The organism is Pseudomonas sp. App30 (assembly GCF_047947025.1).
Taxonomy (GTDB): domain Bacteria; phylum Pseudomonadota; class Gammaproteobacteria; order Pseudomonadales; family Pseudomonadaceae; genus Aquipseudomonas.
In genome coordinates this window covers 5,427,496-5,447,471 of record NZ_CP133165.1, presented here as the reverse complement: position 1 = coordinate 5,447,471, position 19,976 = coordinate 5,427,496, and the positions used below count along the sequence as shown (strand labels likewise).

Annotated in this window: 22 protein-coding genes; 10 read left to right on the top strand and 12 right to left on the bottom strand. The window is 65.7% G+C overall.

Features of this window, described 5'->3' with window-relative positions:
* The first annotated feature begins 39 nt into the window (after positions 1-39).
* Positions 40-2,997 carry a hypothetical protein gene (locus RAM80_RS25025; protein ID WP_416423087.1) on the top strand — a complete coding sequence of 986 codons (2,958 nt, stop codon included), beginning with the start codon at positions 40-42 and terminating at the stop codon, positions 2,995-2,997.
* 62 nt (positions 2,998-3,059) lie between these two features.
* Here the strand turns inward: RAM80_RS25025 and RAM80_RS25020 are convergent, their stop codons facing one another.
* The 4 genes from RAM80_RS25020 to RAM80_RS25005 all read right to left on the bottom strand — a co-directional run bounded on the left by RAM80_RS25020 (position 3,060) and on the right by RAM80_RS25005 (position 6,755).
* Positions 3,060-5,138, bottom strand: coding sequence for an LTA synthase family protein (locus RAM80_RS25020; protein ID WP_416423086.1), 2,079 nt, complete (start codon positions 5,136-5,138; stop codon positions 3,060-3,062).
* 173 nt (positions 5,139-5,311) lie between these two features.
* Positions 5,312-5,503 carry a PLDc N-terminal domain-containing protein gene (locus RAM80_RS25015; RefSeq protein WP_416427556.1) on the bottom strand — a complete coding sequence of 64 codons (192 nt, stop codon included), beginning with the start codon at positions 5,501-5,503 and terminating at the stop codon, positions 5,312-5,314.
* A 133-nt stretch (positions 5,504-5,636) separates the two neighbouring features.
* Positions 5,637-6,167 (bottom strand): hypothetical protein, encoded by a 531-nt coding sequence (locus RAM80_RS25010; protein ID WP_416423085.1) that lies wholly within the window; start codon positions 6,165-6,167, stop codon positions 5,637-5,639.
* Positions 6,168-6,230: 63 nt separating this feature from the next.
* Positions 6,231-6,755, bottom strand: coding sequence for an ankyrin repeat domain-containing protein (locus RAM80_RS25005; protein ID WP_416423084.1), 525 nt, complete (start codon positions 6,753-6,755; stop codon positions 6,231-6,233).
* Positions 6,756-7,098: 343 nt separating this feature from the next.
* Between RAM80_RS25005 and RAM80_RS25000 the strand changes: the two genes are divergently transcribed.
* Positions 7,099-7,377: a DUF3509 domain-containing protein gene (locus RAM80_RS25000; RefSeq protein ID WP_416423083.1), complete on the top strand. Its 279-nt coding sequence runs from the start codon at positions 7,099-7,101 to the stop codon at positions 7,375-7,377.
* A gap of 90 nt (positions 7,378-7,467) precedes the next feature.
* Here the strand turns inward: RAM80_RS25000 and mtnC are convergent, their stop codons facing one another.
* From mtnC to aroC, 5 genes are read right to left on the bottom strand one after another with little or no spacing between them, the layout of a single operon-like run.
* Positions 7,468-8,142, bottom strand: coding sequence for an acireductone synthase (mtnC, locus tag RAM80_RS24995; protein WP_416423082.1), 675 nt, complete (start codon positions 8,140-8,142; stop codon positions 7,468-7,470).
* Between the two features lie 13 nt (positions 8,143-8,155).
* Complete coding sequence (locus tag RAM80_RS24990; RefSeq protein ID WP_416423081.1) at positions 8,156-8,701, bottom strand: 1,2-dihydroxy-3-keto-5-methylthiopentene dioxygenase; 546 nt, start codon at positions 8,699-8,701, stop codon at positions 8,156-8,158.
* A gap of 18 nt (positions 8,702-8,719) precedes the next feature.
* Entirely contained in the window at positions 8,720-9,340 is a 621-nt protein-coding gene (locus RAM80_RS24985) for a methylthioribulose 1-phosphate dehydratase (protein WP_416423080.1), read from the bottom strand.
* Positions 9,337-10,503 carry an MFS transporter gene (locus RAM80_RS24980; RefSeq protein ID WP_416423079.1) on the bottom strand — a complete coding sequence of 389 codons (1,167 nt, stop codon included), beginning with the start codon at positions 10,501-10,503 and terminating at the stop codon, positions 9,337-9,339. Before RAM80_RS24980 ends, RAM80_RS24985 begins: the two co-directional genes overlap by 4 nt.
* Positions 10,503-11,594 carry a chorismate synthase gene (gene aroC, locus RAM80_RS24975; protein ID WP_416423078.1) on the bottom strand — a complete coding sequence of 364 codons (1,092 nt, stop codon included), beginning with the start codon at positions 11,592-11,594 and terminating at the stop codon, positions 10,503-10,505. The genes RAM80_RS24980 and aroC overlap by 1 nt, the downstream gene beginning before the upstream one ends.
* Before the next feature lie 126 nt (positions 11,595-11,720).
* Here aroC and RAM80_RS24970 point away from each other — a divergent pair, with 126 nt between their 5' ends.
* Together RAM80_RS24970 and RAM80_RS24965 are read left to right on the top strand one after the other, a co-directional pair.
* Entirely contained in the window at positions 11,721-12,674 is a 954-nt protein-coding gene (locus tag RAM80_RS24970) for an alpha/beta hydrolase (protein ID WP_416423077.1), read from the top strand.
* Between the two features lie 99 nt (positions 12,675-12,773).
* Complete coding sequence (locus RAM80_RS24965) at positions 12,774-13,574, top strand: hypothetical protein (protein WP_416423076.1); 801 nt, start codon at positions 12,774-12,776, stop codon at positions 13,572-13,574.
* 156 nt (positions 13,575-13,730) lie between these two features.
* On the opposite strand, the gene prmB is transcribed toward RAM80_RS24965, so the two are convergent.
* Positions 13,731-14,639: a 50S ribosomal protein L3 N(5)-glutamine methyltransferase gene (prmB, locus tag RAM80_RS24960; RefSeq protein ID WP_416423075.1), complete on the bottom strand. Its 909-nt coding sequence runs from the start codon at positions 14,637-14,639 to the stop codon at positions 13,731-13,733.
* Positions 14,640-14,828: 189 nt separating this feature from the next.
* On the opposite strand from prmB, the gene RAM80_RS24955 reads away from it, so the two are divergent.
* The 5 genes from RAM80_RS24955 to RAM80_RS24935 all read left to right on the top strand — a co-directional run bounded on the left by RAM80_RS24955 (position 14,829) and on the right by RAM80_RS24935 (position 17,475).
* On the top strand, positions 14,829-15,419 hold the full coding sequence (locus RAM80_RS24955) for a cysteine hydrolase family protein (RefSeq protein WP_416423074.1): 591 nt from the start codon (positions 14,829-14,831) through the stop codon (positions 15,417-15,419).
* Positions 15,420-15,562: 143 nt separating this feature from the next.
* The gene (locus tag RAM80_RS24950; RefSeq protein ID WP_416423073.1) at positions 15,563-15,883 is read left to right on the top strand and encodes a hypothetical protein; all 321 of its coding nucleotides are present in this window, start codon (positions 15,563-15,565) and stop codon (positions 15,881-15,883) included.
* Between the two features lie 35 nt (positions 15,884-15,918).
* The gene (locus RAM80_RS24945; protein ID WP_416423072.1) at positions 15,919-16,476 is read left to right on the top strand and encodes a Smr/MutS family protein; all 558 of its coding nucleotides are present in this window, start codon (positions 15,919-15,921) and stop codon (positions 16,474-16,476) included.
* A 71-nt stretch (positions 16,477-16,547) separates the two neighbouring features.
* A complete protein-coding gene (gene folE, locus RAM80_RS24940; protein WP_416423071.1) occupies positions 16,548-17,093 on the top strand; it encodes a GTP cyclohydrolase I FolE in 546 nt (181 codons plus the stop codon).
* A gap of 16 nt (positions 17,094-17,109) precedes the next feature.
* Positions 17,110-17,475 (top strand): glutaredoxin family protein, encoded by a 366-nt coding sequence (locus RAM80_RS24935; RefSeq protein ID WP_416423070.1) that lies wholly within the window; start codon positions 17,110-17,112, stop codon positions 17,473-17,475.
* Positions 17,476-17,539: 64 nt separating this feature from the next.
* On the opposite strand, the gene RAM80_RS24930 is transcribed toward RAM80_RS24935, so the two are convergent.
* Together RAM80_RS24930 and RAM80_RS24925 are read right to left on the bottom strand one after the other, a co-directional pair.
* Positions 17,540-18,142, bottom strand: coding sequence for a glutathione S-transferase family protein (locus RAM80_RS24930; protein WP_416423069.1), 603 nt, complete (start codon positions 18,140-18,142; stop codon positions 17,540-17,542).
* A 12-nt stretch (positions 18,143-18,154) separates the two neighbouring features.
* The gene (locus tag RAM80_RS24925) at positions 18,155-19,324 is read right to left on the bottom strand and encodes a PLP-dependent aminotransferase family protein (protein ID WP_416423068.1); all 1,170 of its coding nucleotides are present in this window, start codon (positions 19,322-19,324) and stop codon (positions 18,155-18,157) included.
* 81 nt (positions 19,325-19,405) lie between these two features.
* On the opposite strand from RAM80_RS24925, the gene RAM80_RS24920 reads away from it, so the two are divergent.
* Positions 19,406-19,849 carry a MarR family winged helix-turn-helix transcriptional regulator gene (locus RAM80_RS24920; RefSeq protein ID WP_416423067.1) on the top strand — a complete coding sequence of 148 codons (444 nt, stop codon included), beginning with the start codon at positions 19,406-19,408 and terminating at the stop codon, positions 19,847-19,849.
* Positions 19,850-19,976: the final 127 nt, after the last annotated feature.

Sequence of the window (19,976 nt, the reverse complement as noted above, 5' to 3'; positions counted from 1 at the left end):
AACGGGCGAAATGCACGGTTTCCACCCAAGGAGACGGTCATGACCGACACCCTAGCTGCCGTGAAGCACTACGATGACGTGCTCGCCCACTACCACACCCTGCTGGGCGCCCTGGCCCAGGCGCCCACGCCGCTGGCTGTGTTCCAGCGCATGGGGCAGCGCCTTGAGCCTGATGACCCGCGCACGCCGCTGGAAAAACTGCCCAAGGCCTACCCCAGCCGCTACCGCGACTACCGGCGCTCCGAAGGGGGGCAGGCCCACGCCGCCGCAGCCGCCAAGGCGCTGGCTGGCTTCGTGCATGCCCAGGCCCAATTGCTGCACGCCGACGGCCTGCTCGGCAACGACCATTGGCTGATGGCCAAGAGTGTCTACCAATGGCCCGAGCTGGCCGAGCGTACGCGCCACTACGGTCGCGTCACCCGTGCCTACGCCCTGCACCTGGAGACCAGCGACGCGCGCGTGCCGGCCATCGGCAGTTTCGTCCTGGCCCAGGCTGCACATGCACCGCTGGCCAGCCTGGCGCAAGCCGAAGAGGTCGGCCTGTTGCTACTGTTCACCCCCGGTGGAGGCCTGGAGGCCTTCAATGACCTGGCCGGCCTGCGTCAGCGCCTGGCCCGCCTCGACACCCTGCGAGCCGGCGTGCCCACCCGCGACCACAAGCGCCTGGGCCGGGCACCCGAGGCCCCGGTGACCTTCAGCGAGATCACCGGGCACCTGTTTGCCCAGTTGCTCGGCCACTGGCATGAAAAGCAACTGGACGACTTCAACTACCACCTGCACCACCGCGACCTCAGCCCGTTGCAGGGCGAGGAATGGGTCATTGGCCTGACCCGTGCCACCGACCTGCATGACGCGCTCAACCCCAGCGGCTTCTTCACCCGCCGCATCGCTGCCCTGCTCCAGGCGGTTGCCCCGCCCTGGCTAGCCAACTCCACTGCCGTTGCTCGCAAAGCCTTGGCAAAGCGCACGCGCACGCTGATCAAATACCACCTGCAGTTCCAGCAATTGATGAACCAGTTGCCCAGCCTCAAGGGCTTCGCCAAGGCCCGCGTAGAAGGCGAACTGCGACGCCGGCTGAAGCGGCGCATCGACGTCGACCATCTGTACATCAGCGAAGCACGGGTGTTGGGGATCATCCCCAATTTATGGAAAGGCCTGCCCTGGCTGATCTACAGCGAGGTGAAGCGTGGCCGCGACGTGGCCCCGATCGTCGACAAGGCCCTGGCCAACATCAGCCCGCTGGACGTGGACTACCGGCTGACTGCGCTGGTGGTGGACCAGCACCGCAACATCGTCCCAGGCCTTGAGGCCGACCTGATCCGCGAGGTGGTGCGCGAGGTGGACGTGGGCGGCAGCTACCCGGCCTTTGTCCGCGGGCAGATCGACAACGCCGCCCAGCTGCAATTTCACGCCGCCTTTGCCCTTCTGCAGCGTGCCCGCCATGCCGTGCAACGCCAGCGAACCCGCATGGGCGCCCCGCCCGACCCCGCCTGGCAGCCGACCCTGCAGGACGGCCTGCTGACCGAAGCCACGCTGGACGCTGGTTTCGAGGCCCAGGTCGATACTCTGATGGCCTCGGCGGACGCAGCGTCCACCAGCGACCGGGAAAGCGACCTGCACGTGGCCGTCACCCTGTGCACCATCGCGGTGTCCGCCGTGGCCATGGCCGTCAACCCGTGGCTGGGCCTCGCCGTCAACGGCCTGCTCAGCGCCCGGGCAGTGGCCGATGGCGTACGGGCCTGGAAGCGCGGCGACCACGAGCAGGCGGTGGATGCAATCGGCGGCGCGCTGGCCGGGCTGGTGCCCGTCGGCCACCTGCCGGGGCCGGCGCACACCCCCGTGGCACTGTTCAGACGCGGGCCCGAGGCGCTGCAACCCAGGCTGCTGGGCCCTCGTCCAATCGCCGAGGCGCTGCCTGCCCTGGCCGAGGCCAAGGTCGACCTGGCCCACGCCAGCCCCGACAGCGACGGCGTCTACCATCACGCCGGGCGCCACTACATCCGGCACATCGACAGCCCCACCCAGGTGCGCCAGCACGAGGTGGACTACAGCGCCGTGCATGGCAGCTACCGCGCCCTCGACGCCAGGCAACCCGATGCCCTACGCCAGCCCGTCCGGCGCAGCGACTCCATGGCCTGGCGTACCCACGTCGCCACCCTGTGGGCGCCAGAACTGGAGCTGCCGGTGGCCGAGGGACCGCCTGCCGTGTCGCCCGGCCCGGCAGCGGTGCTGCACGCGCACCAATGGGTTGACCCGAACCTGCTGGCGATGGCCGGGCTGATGCCCCAGGACCGGGCCGCGTTCGCCGAGGCCGCGCAGTTGCTGGAGCAAGGCCAGTACCAGTTCAACGAGGAAGAAGTGCTGGCGCCACTACCCGGGCCACCTCCATCTGCCGGGCCCGATGCGCTCTTGACTACAGAGCCGCTGGTGTTGACGCCAGGGCTGTTGAGCACCGACCAGGTGACGGTCTCGCGCTTCGCCCTGCAGGGGTTGCAGCACTGGCCACTCACCCCCGGGCAGATGCATGCCCTGGCCGATGACATCGACAGGCTGCGCACGCTGCGCCAGGCTTCGCTGCGCGGTCAGCGTGACCTGGTGATGCAGCGTCGGGTCAACGCCCGGCTGGCCAGCCGAGCAATGGAGCAACAAGGCTACACGGTGCTGGGTATGCTCGACGTCCGCGGCATCGAGATGCCCCTCTGCAGGCACCCGCACACCCAGACCCTGTACGTCGTTTCTCCCAGAGTTTTGTTCTGGGACACCGACACCTTCGCGTTCACCGGGCTGATGATGGGCTTGAGCGATCGCTCCTGGGCCCACGCGCTCATGCGCTATGTTCCAGAGGGCGACCTGAGCCGCGCGATACGGCGCGCGCACAATGCCCACCGCCTGACGCCCGCCGTGGTAGTGGCAGACGTGGGCCTTGACCTGGCCCACACGCGGGTATATCTGAACCGGCTGGTCATCCAGCGCCCGGGGGGCGCACCCTTCACCTGAAGCGGGGCATAAAAAAACCGATGCCATCGCTGGCATCGGTTTTTTGCAGTGCAGGTATCAGCTTACTTCTTCGAGTCGGTCACGCCAGCGGTGTTGTCCAACAGGCTCTTGGTGGCCGTCTGGATGAACGAGTCGAGCTTGTGCAGCAGGTCGGCCTGGTCGGGCTGATCGGCGATAGGCTCGGCTTTCGGGTCGCTGCCCATCTGGAAGCGGAACATGCGCGGTGGCATGTCCTTGGGCTGAACCAGGATGCGGTCGCCGGTGATGATGGCCACGGTCTGCTCGTTGCCCGAAGGCTTGATCACGCCGAAGCCCTTGTCGCCATCCGGCAGGTTCAGCAGGTCACGGCCCCAGCACTGGTTGCGGGTTTCGCCGCCGACACGGCCCATGATGGTCGGCACGATATCGATCTGGGTGCCCACGGTGTGGTTCACCGCGCCGAACTTCTGCTGCAGGCCTTCGCCGATCATCAGCATGGGCACGTTGAAGCGGCCCAGGTCCATCTCGGTGATCTGCTGTTCGTTGCCGAAGCCATGGTCACCCACCACGATGAACAGGGTGTCCTTGTAGTACGGCTCCTTCTTGGCTTTCTCGAAGAACTGACCCAGGGCCCAGTCGGAGTAGCGCATGGCCGTGAGGTGCTGGTTCAGCGGGCCACGGTCGGTGACCTGGGGTACCGGCAGCGGCGACGGGATGGCGTACGGGGTGTGGTTGGACAGGGTTTGCAGCAAGGCATAGAACGGCTTGCCGGCCTTGTCGCGCTTGGCCAGTTCCTGGGCGCCACGGTCGAACATGTCCTGGTCGGACACGCCCCAGGTGGGGTCGGAGAACACCGGGTTGACGAAGTCGTTGCGGCCGATGAAGGTGGTCATGCCCTGGTTGGCGAAGAAGCCGGACTGGTTGTCCCAGGCGAAGTCACCGTTGTACACGTACACGTCATCGTAGTTGCGCGCGCTGAGCAGCTCCGGCAGGCCCGACAGCTTGTGCGCGCCTTCCGGGGTCTGCATCAGGTATTCGAAACCTGGCAGGTTGGGGAAGCAGCCCATGGTGGCGAACATGCCCTGGTGGGTATGGGTGCCGTTGGAGAAGAAGTGGTCGAACAGCACGCCTTCCTTCGCCAGCTTGTCGAAGTACGGGGTGATGTTGCCGGGTGCACCCAGGGCGCCCACCGAGTGACCGGCGAAGCTTTCCATCAGGATGACCACGACGTTCTTGTAGCCCATGACGTTCTGCGCCGGCGGCGTGAAGTCACGGCGCACCGCGGCGGTGTCGGCGTCCACCAGCTTGTCGTTGGCGGTCAGCAGCATGTTGCGCACGGTCTGCTGGGCGTCATCCTGGGGGATGGTGGCCTTCCAGATGTTGTCGCGCTCGTCGGAGAAGCTGCTTTTCGCCGCGCCGATCAGGCTCAGGGTGCCGTTGAGGCCCAGCTGGTTGGCGAAGTTGGAGTCGGTGGTGTAGGCATCACCCCAACGCAGCGGCGGGCCCTGGCGCAGGGTGCCACGGGCGGCGACCACGGCCACGGCCAGCAGCACCACGAACACGGCGAGGCGGCCATACCAGGGCGCCACCGGGCGGCGGCCGCTGGCCACGTAGTCCACGCGCGGGCGGGTCAGGCGGTCGATGCCCTTGAACACCAGGCTCAGCAGCCAGGTCACCAGGGCCCAGGCCAGCAGGTAGCGCACCACCGGGTAGCCGTACCAGAGCATGCTCAGCACGGTCTTGGGATCTTCCTTCACGTACTGGAACACCAGGCCGTTGAGGCGCTGGTGGAACTCGCGGAAGAAGTCCAGTTCCATCAAGCCCAGGAACATCATCACGCTGGAGGTGATGGTCAACCAGAAACGCCACAGGCCGCGGCGGGCCATCAGCCATGGCACCAGCGTGGCGATCATCAGCGGCACCAGGGTGTACACCACCAGGCGCACGTCGAAGCGCAGGCCGTTGCCGAAAGCCTCGACGAAGGTTGCGGCCGGGGTGTCGAGGATCATTTCACGGTTGTAGATCAGCAGCGCCAGGCGCAGCAGGCTGAGCAGCACCATGATGGCCAGGCCGCTGAGCAACGTGTAGGCAAGGTGGGATTTGACGGTCGGCTGCCGGCGTTTGTACGCCTGCGCCGGACCCAGGGCGTCCGTGTTGGCCATGTCGATAGAAAATCCGTGGATGGTTTATTGGAATCGTGAAACACGAGGCGGCAAATGGTGCATCAAGATGGCAGGCGATGCACTGCATAATTTTGCCAGGCGCAACGTCATATCTTTGTGAAAGGCCTGTAGAGCGGGGGGCAAGGCTGCCCCCCCACACACCGCGTAACAATTCAGAGCCGCACATTGCCCCGTGGGCCGGCGATGGCCCAGATGATCAGGCCCAGCACCGGCAACAGCAGGATCAGCAGCACCCAGATGATTTTCATCCCGACTTCGGCGCTGCTTTTCAGCACATTGATGATGGCCCAGATATCCAGGGCCAGAATGATCAGGCCGACCAGGCCGTTGAAGGTGGAACCCATGGGGAAGTGCTCCGAGAAAGGGATTCCCCCTTCAGCGTAGCCCACCACGTTGTAGCAGCGGCCGCAGGCCGCGTCCGGGAGCGCCGCAATGGGTGCCTGGAACACGGACGCAGCCTTCGGCAGCTGCTACGGGTTAGATGTGCACGGCTATTTTCAGGGCTTCCAGGGAGGCGGCGGCGGCGATGTTCATTGCGGCGCAAAGCTCCAGCACGCGCTCCACGTCCTTGCCGAACACCAGCACGCACTGCAGCTCGTCATCCAGCGGTTGGCTGAAGTCGACCAGGGTGTAGCCGCCGTCTTCCTTGGCCAGGCTGCTCATCTGCACCTGGATGCGGTTGAGCGCGGTCAGCGGCTCGACCTTGGCCAGTTGCTTGGCCTTGAAGTTGAACGCCACGCCCGGGCCGAACGAGTCGGTGATCTGCTGGAACAGGTCCTGGTAGGTGTCGGCCTGGAACAGCACGGTGTCGGGCAGGCTGCCGACCACCACCCACTCGCCCAGGGCAATGGGGAAGCTGTCGTCGTAGTTGATGTCCGGGTTGGCCGCCAGGAACGCCTGTGGGTCGGCGTAGGCCTGGGCGGCTTCGTCGGCGATGCGCGCGATGTCGGTGTCCGCCAGGCAGCCCGAGCTGATCTTGGTGATGAGTTCAATCAGTTGGTCTTTCATGGGGCAGCCTGCAGCGGACGAAAAAAGGGCGCAAAGCATAGCCGCATTCGCGCCCCGAGGGTATCAGGCCGTGAGCCTGGCCAGCTGCGCGGCGGTGTCCTGGGCGCCCATGGTCTGCGCCGCAGCCAGGGCGGTGGCGCCGTTGGCGTCGCGGGCATGAGGGTCGGCGCCCTGGGCCAGCAGGTAGTCGACGATGGCGGTGCGGTTGAACATCGCCGCCATCATCAGCGCGGTGCGGCCATCGCCGCCGGCGCCTTCGACGCTGGCGCCGCCCTCGATCAACAGCTGCACCACCGCCAGGTCGCCCTTGAACGCGGCACCGGCCACCGGGCTCTGGTTGTTGTCGTTACGCAGCTCGGGGTCGGCGCCGTGGGCCAGCAGCACGCGCACGGCGTCCTGATGGCCGTGGTAGGCGGCCAGCATCAGCAGGGTGTCGCCCTTATGGTTGCGCAGGTTTACCGGCAGGCCCTTGTCCAGCAGGCGGCCCAGCATGTCGGCGTCGCCGCTGCGGGCCACGTCGAACACTTGCGCGGCGAATTCGGCGGCTTCATCCGGGGTCATCTGGCGGGCGGGTTGGGCGTCGGTCATGGTGGGCTCTCCTGGCTGGCTAATGCTGTTCAGTGTCCGGGGGCGGCGACAGGTGGTCAACAGAACCTGCCTATGGCGGCGGACAAGGGAATTAATTGGCAATACGTTGTCATAGACCATAGGGATGACTGAAAAGTCGCCCCACCCTTCCCCCCCGGGCTTGTCCGAACCCGTCGCGCAAAATGCCGTGCAACAAATGACCAGTCATGCATTTTGCACGGATCTGAAATTCACGATTTTCCTGAAGTGCCCGGTTTTATTGGCTCTCGCCCTGATGGCAAAGCTGGCACGGGCTCTGCACTCCTTACTCACAGGTTTGCCAACCAAAGAGCCAGGAGCTGACATGAACTTCATTCAAGAAAAATTCGCTTCCGTATTCGCAGGCTATGAAGTCACCACCCAGCCGCGCCCCGATGGCGCCGTGTTGCTGACCCTGCGTGACAGCGAAGGCAAAGTGACCCGCCGGTCGATCTCGTACCAGCAACTGCACACCGCCGAGCAACTGACCTGGGTGATCAGTGCCATTCGCCGTGACCTGGCAGGTGCCGCCAGCGAGCTGCCCGCGATCAACATGCTGCAGAGCCAGAATCGCTTCGCACTGCCGACCTATCATTCGGCTTGAACTCGCGTTGACCCCATCGCGGCCAAGGCCGGCTCCTACGCGTTCCGTGGTAGGAGCCGGCCTTGGCCGCGATGCAGGCGACGCGGTTGCTTATGGATTGATTCCGGCAAACGTTTCGACGCAGCAGTGATCGCCGAGTTCCCCACCCTCTCTCACCAACCCCACGGTCTGCATTCCCGCCGCCCGCGCTGCATCCAACTCCTCGACCACGTCCGACAGGAACAGCACCTGCCCCGCCGCCACGCCCATGGCCGCGCTGATGGTGCGGTATGACTGCGCCTCGCGCTTGCCGCCCGAGGTGGTGTCGAAGTAGCCATTGAACAACGGCGTCAGGTCTCCCGCCTGGGAGCAGCCGAAAATCAGCTTTTGCGCCTGCACCGAGCCCGACGAATACACGTACAACGGCAAGCCCTGGGCGTGCCAGCGGGTCAGTGCTTCCACGGCGTCCGGGTACACGTGGCCCTTGAGCAGCCCGGCGTTATAGCCCTGGGCCCAGACCATCCCCTGCAACGCCTTGAGCGGCGTGGCCTTGCGGTCTTCGGCCAGCCACCCCAGCAGGATGGCGATCACCCGTTCCACATCGGCACCCGGCTCGCCGCTGGCCTGGCGCACGGCGTCCAGCTGCGCAGCCACGGCAGGCTCGGCGGCGTGGGCACGCACGTAACCGGGCATGTGTTGGGCGGCGAAGGGAAACAGCACATCGAAGACGAAGCTCACCGCGCTGGTGGTGCCTTCGATGTCGGTGAGGATGGCAGTGATGGGCATGCGAGCTCCGGGGTCAGTCGTCGAGGCGCGGGAACAGGCTGGCGATCTGCTCGCCGGTGAACTTCGCCACCCAGCCTTCGGCGTTGTTGAACAGGCGGATGGCAACGAAATGCGGCTGCTCGCCCATGTCGAACCAGTGCGGCGTGCCGGCCGGCACCGAGATCAGGTCGTTCTTCTCGCACAGCACGGCGTACACGTAGTCGTCGATGTGCAGGGTGAACAGGCCACGCCCGGCGACGAAGAAGCGCACTTCGTCCTCGCCATGCACGTGCTCGTCGAGGAACTTGGCGCGCAACTGCTCCTTCTGCGGGTGGTCGCGGTCCAGGCTGATGACGTCCACGGTCTGGTAGCCGCATTCAGTCATCAGCTGGTCGATCTGCCCGCGGTAGGCGTCGATCACCTGCTCCTGGCTGGCGCCGGGCTGGATCGGCGCGTTGGCCTGCCACCGCTCGAAGCGCACGCCTTGCTCGGCCAGGGTGGCGCTGATGTCCTCGGCGTGGGTCAGGACCTTGTTGGGGATGCCAGGGGTGGAAACGTGGTACACGGTCAGGCTGCTCATCAGGGGCAACTCCTTTTTCTAGCGACCGGTGACCGATCGCACTTTCAATTCACACTCGAACAAAAACTCGAAGGCCTCGACCTGGCGCAGCGCGTCGCTCATGGCCGCGCCCCAGGTGTACAGGCCGTGGCCGCGAATCAGGTAGCCCACGCACTCGGGGTGGGCGTCCAGCCAGGGCTGCACCTGGCTGGCCAGGCGGGCGATGTCCTGGTCGTTGTCGAAAATCGGCACGCGCACGCAGGACTGGTGGCTGGTCACGCCGCTGAAGGCCTTCTGCAGCTCATAGCCTTCAAACGCCAGGAAGGTGCCCGGGGTGAGCCGTGACAACACCGTGGCATTCACCGAATGAGTGTGCAACACCGCGCCGATTTGCGCTTGCCAGGCGTACAGCTGGGTGTGCAACAGGGTCTCTGCCGAGGGTTTCTTGCCCGGCTCCAGGCTGTTGCCGGCCATGTCGGTGGCCAGCACATCGTCTGGCCCCAACTGGCCCTTGTGCTTGCCGGAGACGGTCAGCAGGGCCTGGTCGGCGCCCAGCCGGGCGGAATAGTTGCTGCTGGTGGCCGGGGACCAGCCACGCCCGTACAGCAGGCGTCCTGCCTCGATGATCTGCAGGGCCAGGGTGTCGCGTTCAACGCTCATGCCGCCTCCTCCTTGAGCCGTGTGGCAATGATGACCGCCGCGGCCAGCGCGGCGAGGCTGGCCAGCGCAAAGGTCGTCGCCGGCCCCAGGCTGTTCCAGCTATAGCCCGAATACAGCGCACCCAGGGCGCCGCCGGTGCCGGCCAGGGCGGCGTACAACGCCTGGCCCTGGCCCTGCTGGCGGCCACCGAAGGTGCGCTGGACAAAATGAATGCAGGCCGCATGGAAGCTGCCGAAGGTGGCCGCGTGCATCAGCTGGGCCAGCACCAGCAGGCCCAGGTGGTCGGCAAAACTGCCCAGCAACAGCCAGCGCAGCGCGGCCAGCAGGAAACTGGCGGCCAGCACCTGGCGCACCGAATAGCGCCCCAGGATGCGGCTCATGGCCAGGAACATCAACACCTCGGCGACCACCCCCACCGCCCACAGCACGCCGATCACCCCACGGCTGTAGCCCAGGTGTTCCAGGTGCAGGCTGAGGAAGGTGTAATACGGCCCGTGGCTGACCTGCATCAGCGCCACGCACACATAGAAGGCCAGCACGCCGGGGCGCAGCAGTTGGCTGAGGAAGCCCTCCCCGGCCGGCCGCCGCGGGTCCACCTGGGGCTGGATGTTCGGCACCCAGAAGCTGGCGGCGACAATGCCGGCCATGATCACCACCAGCGCATACGGATAGGCGTCCAGGCTCCACCACTCGTACAGGCGGCCCATGCCGACCACGGTGAGGATGAAGCCGATCGAGCCCCACAGCCGTACCTGGCTGTAGCGCGCCGGCTGGGCGTGCAGGTGCGCCAGGGTGATGGTCTCGAACTGCGGCAGCACCGCGTGCCAGAAAAAGGCGTGCAGGGCCATGACCATGGCCAGCCAGGCGTAGGTCTTGCTGACGAAGATCAGCGAGAAACAGCCCAGGGTGCACAGGGCGCCAAAGCGCACGATGGCCAGGCGCTGGCCTGTGTGGTCACCCAGCCAGCCCCACAGGTTGGGGGCGATGCAGCGCATCAGCATGGGAATGGCCACCAGCTCGCCAATGCGCGCGCTGGCGAAGCCCAGGTGGTCGAAGTACATCGCCAGGAAGGGCGCGGTGGCGCCCAGCAAGGCAAAATAGAACAGGTAGAACCCCGAGAGCCGCCAGTAGGGAACCCCGGCAGCCCCGGGGGCCAGGGTCATTACAGCTGGCCCAGCACCGGGGTGGTGACGCGCACGTCGGCGTTCTGGCCGCGGTTGCGCAGCAGGTGGTCCATCAGCACGATGGCCATCATGGCCTCGGCGATCGGCGTGGCGCGGATGCCCACGCACGGGTCGTGGCGGCCCTTGGTGATGACTTCCACCGGGTTGCCGTGCACGTCGATGGAACGGCCCGGGGTGGTGATACTGGAAGTTGGCTTCAGCGCCAGGTGGGCGACGATCGGCTGGCCCGAGGAGATGCCACCCAGGATGCCGCCAGCGTTGTTGCTGAGGAAGCCTTCGGGGGTCATCTCGTCGCGGTGCTCTGTGCCGCGCTGGGACACGCAGGCGAAGCCGGCGCCGATTTCCACGCCCTTCACGGCGTTGATGCTCATCAGCGCGTGGGCCAGTTCGGCGTCCAGGCGGTCGAAGATCGGCTCGCCCAGGCCCGGCTTGACGCCTTCGGCGACCACGGTGATTTTCGCACCCACCGAATCCTGGTCACGGCGCAGCTGGTCCATGTAGGCCTCCAGCTCCGGCACCTTGTCGGGGTCGGGGCTGAAGAAGGCGTTCTCTTCCACGCTGTCCCAGGTCTTGAACGGGATCTCGATGGGGCCCAGCTGGCTCATGTAGCCGCGAATGACGATGCCCTGGGTGGCCAGGTATTTCTTCGCGATGGCGCCGGCGGCCACGCGCATCGCGGTCTCGCGCGCCGAGCTGCGGCCACCGCCACGGTAGTCGCGTTCACCGAACTTGTGGTGCAGGGTGTAGTCGGCATGGGCCGGGCGGAACAGGTCCTTGATCGCCGAGTAGTCCTTGGACTTCTGGTCGGTGTTGCGAATCAGCAGGCCGATGGCGCAACCGGTGGTGCGGCCTTCGAACACGCCGGACAGGATCTCGACCTCATCGGGCTCCTGGCGCTGGGTGGTGTGGCGGCTGGTGCCCGGCTTGCGCCGGTCAAGGTCACGCTGCAGGTCTTGCTGGGACAGCTCCATGCCCGGTGGGCAGCCATCGACAATGGCGACCAACGCCGGGCCATGGCTCTCGCCAGCGGTGGTGACAGTGAACAGCTTGCCGTAGGTATTGCCGGACATGCAGGACGCTCCGCGAAATCAGATCAGACGGGCAGTATACGCACGCTAGTGACCTGATTCATCCCTGGATGTGCGAACCTTCGCCCTTGGTATAAGTCCAATTGCCACCTTCCGGATACTGGCTTGATGATGTTACGTATTGTTGCGCTGCTGATTTGCTTCGTCTCCCCCCTGCTGCAGGCCGCCCCCGTGATTGCCCAGCGCCCCATCGACCTGGACACCGGCAGCGGCGTGCTGCACGGCTCGCTGCTGCTGCCCATGGCCGATAAACCAGTGCCGGTGGTGCTGATGATCTCCGGCTCCGGCCCCACCGACCGCGACGGCAACAACCCCCAGGGCGGGCGCAACGACAGCCTGCGCAAGCTGGCGCTGCTGCTGGCCAACCACGGCATCGCCAGCGTGCGCTACGACAAGCGCGGCGTGGCCAGCGGCCAGCCGCTGGCGCCGGACGAACGCACCCTGAGCGTGGAAGGCTACGTGGCCGACGCCCAGGCCTGGGCGCAGAAGCTCAAGGCCGACCCGCACTACGGCCAGCTGATTCTGCTGGGCCACAGCGAAGGCGCGCTGATCGCCGCCCTGGCCGCGCCCCAGGCCGGCGCCGACGCAGTGGTGTCCGTGGCCGGCAGCGGCCGGCCGCTGGACCAGGTGATTCGCGAGCAGCTCAAGGGCCGCCTGCCGCCTGACCTGGAGCAACGCGCCGGGCAACTGCTGGACCGCCTCAAGGCCGGCCAGTACGACGCGGATGTACCCGCACCCTTACAAGTGGTGTTCCGCCCCAGCGTGCAGCCCTACCTGGTGTCGCTGCTGCGCCAGGACCCGGCCGCCGCCTTCGCCCGCCTGACGGTGCCGGCGCTGATCATCCAGGGCCGCAACGACATCCAGGTCGGCGTCGCCGACGCCCAGGCACTCAAGGCCGCCCAGCCCAAGGCCAGGTTGGTGCTGATCGACGGCATGAACCACGTGCTGCGCATCGTGCCCAACGACCTCAAGGCCCAGGTGGCGTCCTACAACGACCGCAACCTGCCGCTGGCCGATGAACTGGGGCGCAACCTGGTGGCGTTTATCCAATCGGTGCATTGATCGCGCAAATAGCACGCAAGTATCGGCAAAGCCTGCCGATACGCCGATGCAGGTATCCACTTTGATACCCGCAGCGCTGCGCGAAAGAGGATCGCCGAGATGACCGATACGCAAACCCCAGAGTCACCCGAAGTGGCTGTCGAACCTGAACAGGCCCCCGCACCGGTGGAATTGCCGTGGGCGGACGTACTGCCTGAACACTTCAAGATGCTGCGTCTGGTGCCCCTGCCGGTGGACCGCGCCACCGGTGCGCGGCCGTTGCGCTTCGTGCAGTTTGGCCGCGCCGAGCGCCACAACAAGGACTACAGCCTGTTGCGCATGGACATCCAGCTGCCGGGCCAGAAGGTGCGCAAGGACCAGAACCGCCTGGAAGTATGGGCCAACCACCAGGCCCGCACCGTCAGCTTCGGCCCTGAGTCCGGCCTGTTCATGGAGCCGCTGAACCGCGGCCTGGGGCGCTTCCTGATTGCCCAGGGGGTGATCTGGGCCCAGCGCAAATGGGCGCATTACCGGGTCGAGGGCGCTGCGCTGGCGAGCAAGGACGCCCTCAACGAAGACACCCGCCTGCGCCGCGACCACGTGCTGAAAAGCCATGGCCTGACCGTCAGCTATGCCGACGCCCAGCACCTCAAGGCCAGCTACGAGGGCGTGCAGGTGGGCGAATTGATTGCCACCTGGAACGGCGACAAGGTGCAGGTGGTGGAGATTCTCGACGCCGCCAACATGCTGCAGTTGGCAGAGCAGAACCTGCAGGAACTGGAAGTGAAGTTGCGCCAGCAGGAAGAAAAGGTCAGCAAGTTCAAGCGCGAGGACGCCGGCTTGCGCTTCACCATCACCTGCCTGGTGGCGTTCGCGGTGTTCCAGGCGGGGCTGTTGATCTGGATCGCGACCCACCGCTGATGGCGGTGCCAGGGACGCGGCCTGGCGGCGGATGGCCGCCCCGCCGCTGCTACATCCTGTGGGAGCTGGCTTGCCAGCGAGTTGTTGGGGCCATAAAAGCTCGCTGGCAAGCCAGCTCCCACAAGACAGTTGCGGCTACGGGATGCCGGCGGCGCTTTACGCGCGCGAAGCGAACAGCGCCTGGTGCTCGCGGCACTGCGCCGCGCTGAGCATGAACACGCCATGGCCACCGCGCTGGAATTCCAGCCAGTGGAAGTCCACCTCCGGGTACAGGGCTTCGACGTGCACCTGGCTGTTGCCCACTTCCACGATCAGCAGGCCCTTCTCGGTCAGGTGGTCGGCCGCTTCGGCCAGCATGCGCCGCACCAGGTTCAGGCCATCGTCGCCGCAGGCCAGGCCCAGTTCCGGCTCGTGCTGGTATTCGTCGGGCATGTCGGCGAAGTCTTCGGCATCCACGTACGGCGGGTTCGACACGATCAGGTCGAAGCGCTGGCCCGGCAGGCCGTCGAAGCCGTCGCCCTGCACGGTGTACACGCGGTCTTCCACGCCGTGGCGCTCGATGTTCTGGTTCGCCACCTCGAGGGCCTCGAACGACAGGTCGCCCAGCGCCACTTCGGCGTTGGGGAACACGTCGGCGCAGGCGATGCCGATGCAACCCGAGCCGGTGCACAGGTCGAGGATGCGCGCCGGCGGGTTGGCCAACCAGGGGCTGAAGCCGTCCTCGATCAGCTCGCCGATGGGCGAACGCGGAATCAGCACGCGCTCGTCGACGATGAACGACATGCCGCAGAACCACGCCTCGTTGAGCAGGTACGGCACCGGCACACGGTCTTCGATGCGGCGCTTGAGCAACCCCTGGATGTGCACGATCTCGTCTTCTTCCAGGGCGCAGTCCAGGTAGCTGTCGGCGATCTGGTAAGGCAGGTGCACGGCACCCAGCACCAGCAGCCGGGCTTCGTCCCAGGCGTTGTCGGTGCCGTGGCCAAAGTACAGGTCTTCCCCGTGGAAACGGCTGACAGCCCAACGGATGTGGTCGCGCAGGGTGCGCAGGCGGGAAGTGATCACGGCAGACTCCTTTGAATACAGCCGCGCATTCTACCAGTGAAGCCCGGCCCGTGGGGCCCCTGCTGGCATTTTGCAGCAGCGCGGCACCCGACTACCGCCCCGAATCTGCACCGCAAGTGCGCGTAGCGATTCACAGAAAGGCTCCAGCAGTGGAGAATGTGGCAAAAGCCCTATCCAAAGGAGCCCCCGATGTCCGATACAAAGACGATGTTCCAATTGACTGGCCGCGGCCATCCCCCTGCCGATCTCAGCCGCGCCAGCCTTGTGATCATCGACGCCCAGCGTGAATACCTGAAGGGCCCCCTGGCCCTGGTAGGCATTGACGAAGCGGTGGCCAACATTGCCCGCCTGCTCAAGGCGGCGCGCGCTGCCCACCGCCCCATCGTGCACGTGCGCCACCTGGGCACCGTGGGCGGCCTGTTCGACCCCCAGGGCGACCGCGGCAAGTTCATCCCCGGCCTTGAGCCACTGGGTGACGAGCCGATCATCGAAAAGAACATGCCCAACGCGTTCAACAACACCGCCTTGCACCAGACCCTGCAGGAAAAAGGCCCGATCGACCTGATCGTCTGCGGTTTCATGACCCATTCCAGCATCAGCACCACCGTGCGCGCGGCCAAGGACTACGGCTACCGCAGCACCCTGGTGGAAGATGCCTGCGCCACCCGCGACCTGCCCTTCAAGGACGGCGTGGTACCGGCAGCCACCGTGAAGCAGGTGGGCATGGCCACCATGAATGACAACTTCGCCTGCGTGGCCCAGACCGACGAACTGGTCTGACCCCACCGGCAGTGCATGACCCGGCGGCCGCGCGACGTGGCCGCCCATCCGATAAAAGCGTTCATTTTTCCTAATTGCCCCCCGTGTCGGAACCCCGACGCCGCTGGCGAGTCGAAGGCCGGATATTCACTGAGGAAATCGGAATGAAGTTATCCGATGGTTTTGACGCTCGCCGCCTTCGCCCACGCGGCCAACGTAACTGGGGAACACGCCTGGGCCAGGCCTTCGCCGCGCTGCTGGCAGCCCTTGGGGTAATGCTGGCCATGGCCGGCGCCGCCAGCCTGTTGGGCCACCCCCCGGCCTTGGGCGACCTGAACGCCAGCAAGACCGGCGCCGCCCTGCTGGTGGTGTTCGGCCTGCTGATTCTGTACCTGGGCGTGGGCCTGTGGCGCCGCTGCCGTCGTCGTCGCCATCGCAACCGCGAATTGAACCTGGCGCCGCACCTGATGAAAAAACACGACTGAGTCGCGTAAACTAGGCCTTCCTGGTGGAGGCTGACATGCAAGACGATGATTTTTCCCTGTTTACAAGCGAAATGCGCGGCGTAAAGCCGATCAAGCATGACCGCGCCGACACGGGCAAACCCAAGACCGACCGCAAGAACCTGGCCACCCTGCGCCAGGCCGCGACCGTGCGCCAGGACGCCACCACCGTCGATGGCCTGAGCGACCAGTTCGTCATCGACGTGGGCCCCGAGGACGACCTGCACTGGGCCCGCGACGGCGTGCAGGAAAGCCAGATGCGTAAGCTCAAGGTCGGCCAGATCCCGTTCGAGGGCAGCCTGGACCTGCACGGCATGAGCGTGGAAAAGGCCCGGGAAACCCTCTGGGCCTTCCTGGCCGAGGCGGTGAAGTTCGAAATCCGCTGCGTGCGCGTCACCCACGGCAAGGCCGTGCGCCTGGACGGCAAGCGCCCCATGATCAAGAGCCACGTCAACACCTGGCTGCGACAACATGCCCAGGTGCTGGGCTTCACGTCCTGCCAACCGCGCCACGGCGGCGCTGGCGCGGTGTACGTGATGCTCAAGCGCACCATGCTTGAAGGGCGCGACGAATAACCTCGCGCTTGCAGCGACGCGGCCAGCGCCGTACCCTTCGCGTTTGCGAAAATTCCCACAGGTTTAGATCCATGTCCCTGGAACAGCACTACACCGCGATTCTCGGCAAACTCGGCGAGGACGTATCCCGCGAGGGCCTGCTCGACACGCCGAAGCGTGCCGCCAAAGCCATGCAGTACCTTTGCCGCGGTTATGAACAAACCCTGGAAGACGTCACCAACGGTGCGCTCTTCAGCTCCGACAACAGCGAGATGGTGCTGGTCAAGGACATCGAGCTGTACTCGCTGTGCGAACACCACCTGCTGCCGTTCATCGGCAAGGCCCACGTGGCCTACATCCCGAGCGGCAAGGTGCTGGGCCTGTCCAAGGTCGCGCGCATCGTCGACATGTACGCCCGCCGCCTGCAAATCCAGGAAAACCTCAGCCGCCAGATCGCCGACGCGATCCAGCAGGTCACCGGTGCCCTGGGCGTTGCCGTGGTCATCGAGGCCAAGCACATGTGCATGATGATGCGCGGCGTGGAAAAGCAGAATTCGTCGATGATCACCTCGGTGATGCTGGGCGAGTTCCGCGAAAACGCCGCTACTCGCAGCGAATTCCTCAGCCTGATCAAGTGATCCCAAGGGTACCGACATGTTGATGAAAGCATTGCGCGTGGGGCTGGGCCAGCTGATCGTGATTGGCGACCTGCTGACCCGCGGCCCCAAGCAGAAACGCAGCGCCCAGGCCCAGGCCGACGTGGAGCAGCAGGCCAAGGGCCTGAGCCTCTACCAGTTCCACGCCTGCCCGTTCTGCGTCAAGACCCGCCGCGCCCTGCACAAGCTCAACGTGCCGGTGGCCCTGCGCGACGCGAAGCACGACGAGCAGCACCGCCAGGCGCTGCTGGCCGAGGGCGGGCGTATCAAGGTGCCGTGCCTGCGCATCGAAGAGCACGGGCAGACCACCTGGATGTACGAATCCAAGGCGATCATCGCGTACCTGCAGCAGCGGTTTGCGTGATGGCCTGACGCGGCCTGCGGCCGCTGCTACGCCCTCCGTAGCAGCGGCCGCAGGCCGCGTCTCCTCAGCCGAGCATGGTCACATGCCGCGGTTGTGATTCAACCCGCTTGAGCCACGCCTGGATGCCCGGGTAGCCGGCCAGATCAAAGCCACCCTCATGAGCCACATGGGTGTAGGCGTACAGCGCGATATCCGCGATCGAATACTGGTCCCCCACCAGGAACGGCGTCAGCTGCAGCTGCCGCTCCATCACCCGCAATGCCTTTTTGCCGCGCACCTGGCAGTCCTGGTACTCCTGCAGGCGATCTTCGGGCATGTTCAGGTAAAACTGGATAAACCGCGCCACGGCAATGTACGGCTCATGGCTGTACTGTTCGAAGAACTGCCACTGCAGCACCTGGGTGCGCAGGCGCGGCTCGGTGGGCAGGAACGCGGTGCCATCGGCAAGGAAGTTGAGAATCGCGTTGGACTCCCACAGGCAGGTGCCATCTTCCAGTTCCAGCACCGGGATCTTGCCGTTGGGGTTCTTGGCCAGGAACTCCGGGGTCTGGGTGTCGCCCCCGAGAATGTCGATGTCCACCCATTCATACGGCAAGTTCAGCAGGTGCAGCATCAGCTTGACCTTGTAGCAGTTGCCCGAGCGGTAATCGCCGTAAACCTTGTACATGAACCTCTCCTTCTACGCCGCTGCCTGAGCGGCCTGAGCCTTGCGGATAACGTGGGCCAACCGCGCCAGCCCTTCGTGCAGGCGGTGCGGGGCGACATGACTGAAATTCAACCGCAGGCAACCCGGGTGGGCCGCGGGGTCGGCGAAAAACGGCTCCCCCGGCATGAACGCCACGTCCTGGGCCATGGCGTCGGCCAACAAGGTGCGGGTATCGATCGGCTGTTTCAAGGTCAGCCAGAAGAATAGGCCCCCTTGCGGCACGTGCCAATCGGCCAGACCGGCGAAATGCTCGAGCAACGCCGCCTGCATGGCATCGCGACGCTCACGGTAGAAACTGCGCAACTCGCCCAGGTGCTGGCGGTACTTGTCCGTGCCCAGCCACTGCATGGCCTGCCACTGGCCGATGCGGTTGGTGTGCAGGTCGGCGGCCTGCTTCAGCCGCAGCAGGTGCGGGAACAGGTCGGGGCTGGCGATCAGGTAGCCCACGCGCACGCCGGGCAGCAGGGTTTTCGACACGCTGCCCATGTAGATCCAGCTGGCGGTGCGCAGGCGCCCGGCGATGGGCTGCGCGTGGCCGGCGTCGTAGGTCAGTTCGCGGTAGGGCTCGTCTTCGATCAGGGTCACCGCGAACTCGTCCAGCAGCGCCGCCACGCCCGCCCGGGCTGCTTCGCTGTAGCGCACGCCCGAAGGGTTCTGGAAGGTCGGGATCAGGTAGGCAAAGGCCGGCGCCTTGCGCTGCAGGTGGGCGCGCAAGGCGTCCAGGTCGGGGCCATCGGCCTGCAGCGGCACGCTCAGGCAATCGGCGCCGAACAGTTGGAAGGTCTGCAGGGCGGCCAGGTAGGTGGGGCCCTCGACGACAATTTCCGTGCCCTTGTCGATGTACAGCTTGGCGGCCAGGTCCAGCGCCTGCTGCGAGCCGCTGAGCACCAGCACCTGGCTAGCCTGGCAATCGATGCCCAGGGCGCGTGCGTCGGCAGCCAGCTGCTCGCGCAGCTGCGGCTCGCCTTCGCTGGTACCGTACTGGCTCATGCTGGCGGGCAGGCCCGTCCAGTCCAGGGTGGGCAGCATGGCCTCGGCCGGCAGGCCGCCGGCGAACGACATGACTTCGGGGCGCTGGGCCGCAGCGAGGATCTCGCGGATCAGCGAACTTTTGAGGCGTGTGACACGTTCAGAGAAAGCCATGGGACCACCACTGGCAAAGTCATCGGAAGATACGTCAAACTGCTTGACCGAAATTACGACGCCGGGCATGGATACGTCAATATGCTTGACCTTAAAAACACCGCCACCCAACAAATCGCCATGGAAGCGTTTTTCTACGGCTACCAGGCCTTCACCGCCAAGGCCGACGAAATGCTCGCCCGCCGGGGCCTGAGCCGGGTGCACCAGCGGGTGGTGTTCTTCATCGCGCGCTACCCCGACATTGGCGTGAGCGAGCTGCTGGAAAAGCTGGGGGTGAGCAAGCAGGCGCTGAACATGCCCCTGCGCCAGCTGATCGAGATGCAGCTGGTGACCAGCACCGCGCCCGCCAGCGACAAGCGCAAGCGGCTGCTGGGGCTGACACCCGAGGGGCTGCGGTTTGAAGAGGCGTTGCGCAAGGAGCAGGTGAAGCTGCTGCAACGGGTGTTCGCCGAGGCGGGCCCGGCGGCGGTGGATGGCTGGCTGGCGGTGAATGCAGCACTGGGCAAGACCACCAACCGCCCGTAGCAGCTGCCGCAGGCTGAGTCTTGTGGGAGCTGGCTTGCCAGCGAGTTGTTAAGGCCCGAAAAACTCGCTGGCAAGCCAGCTCCCACAAAGGCCGGTACAGTTTGACTGTATGGCTAAATGTTACTGC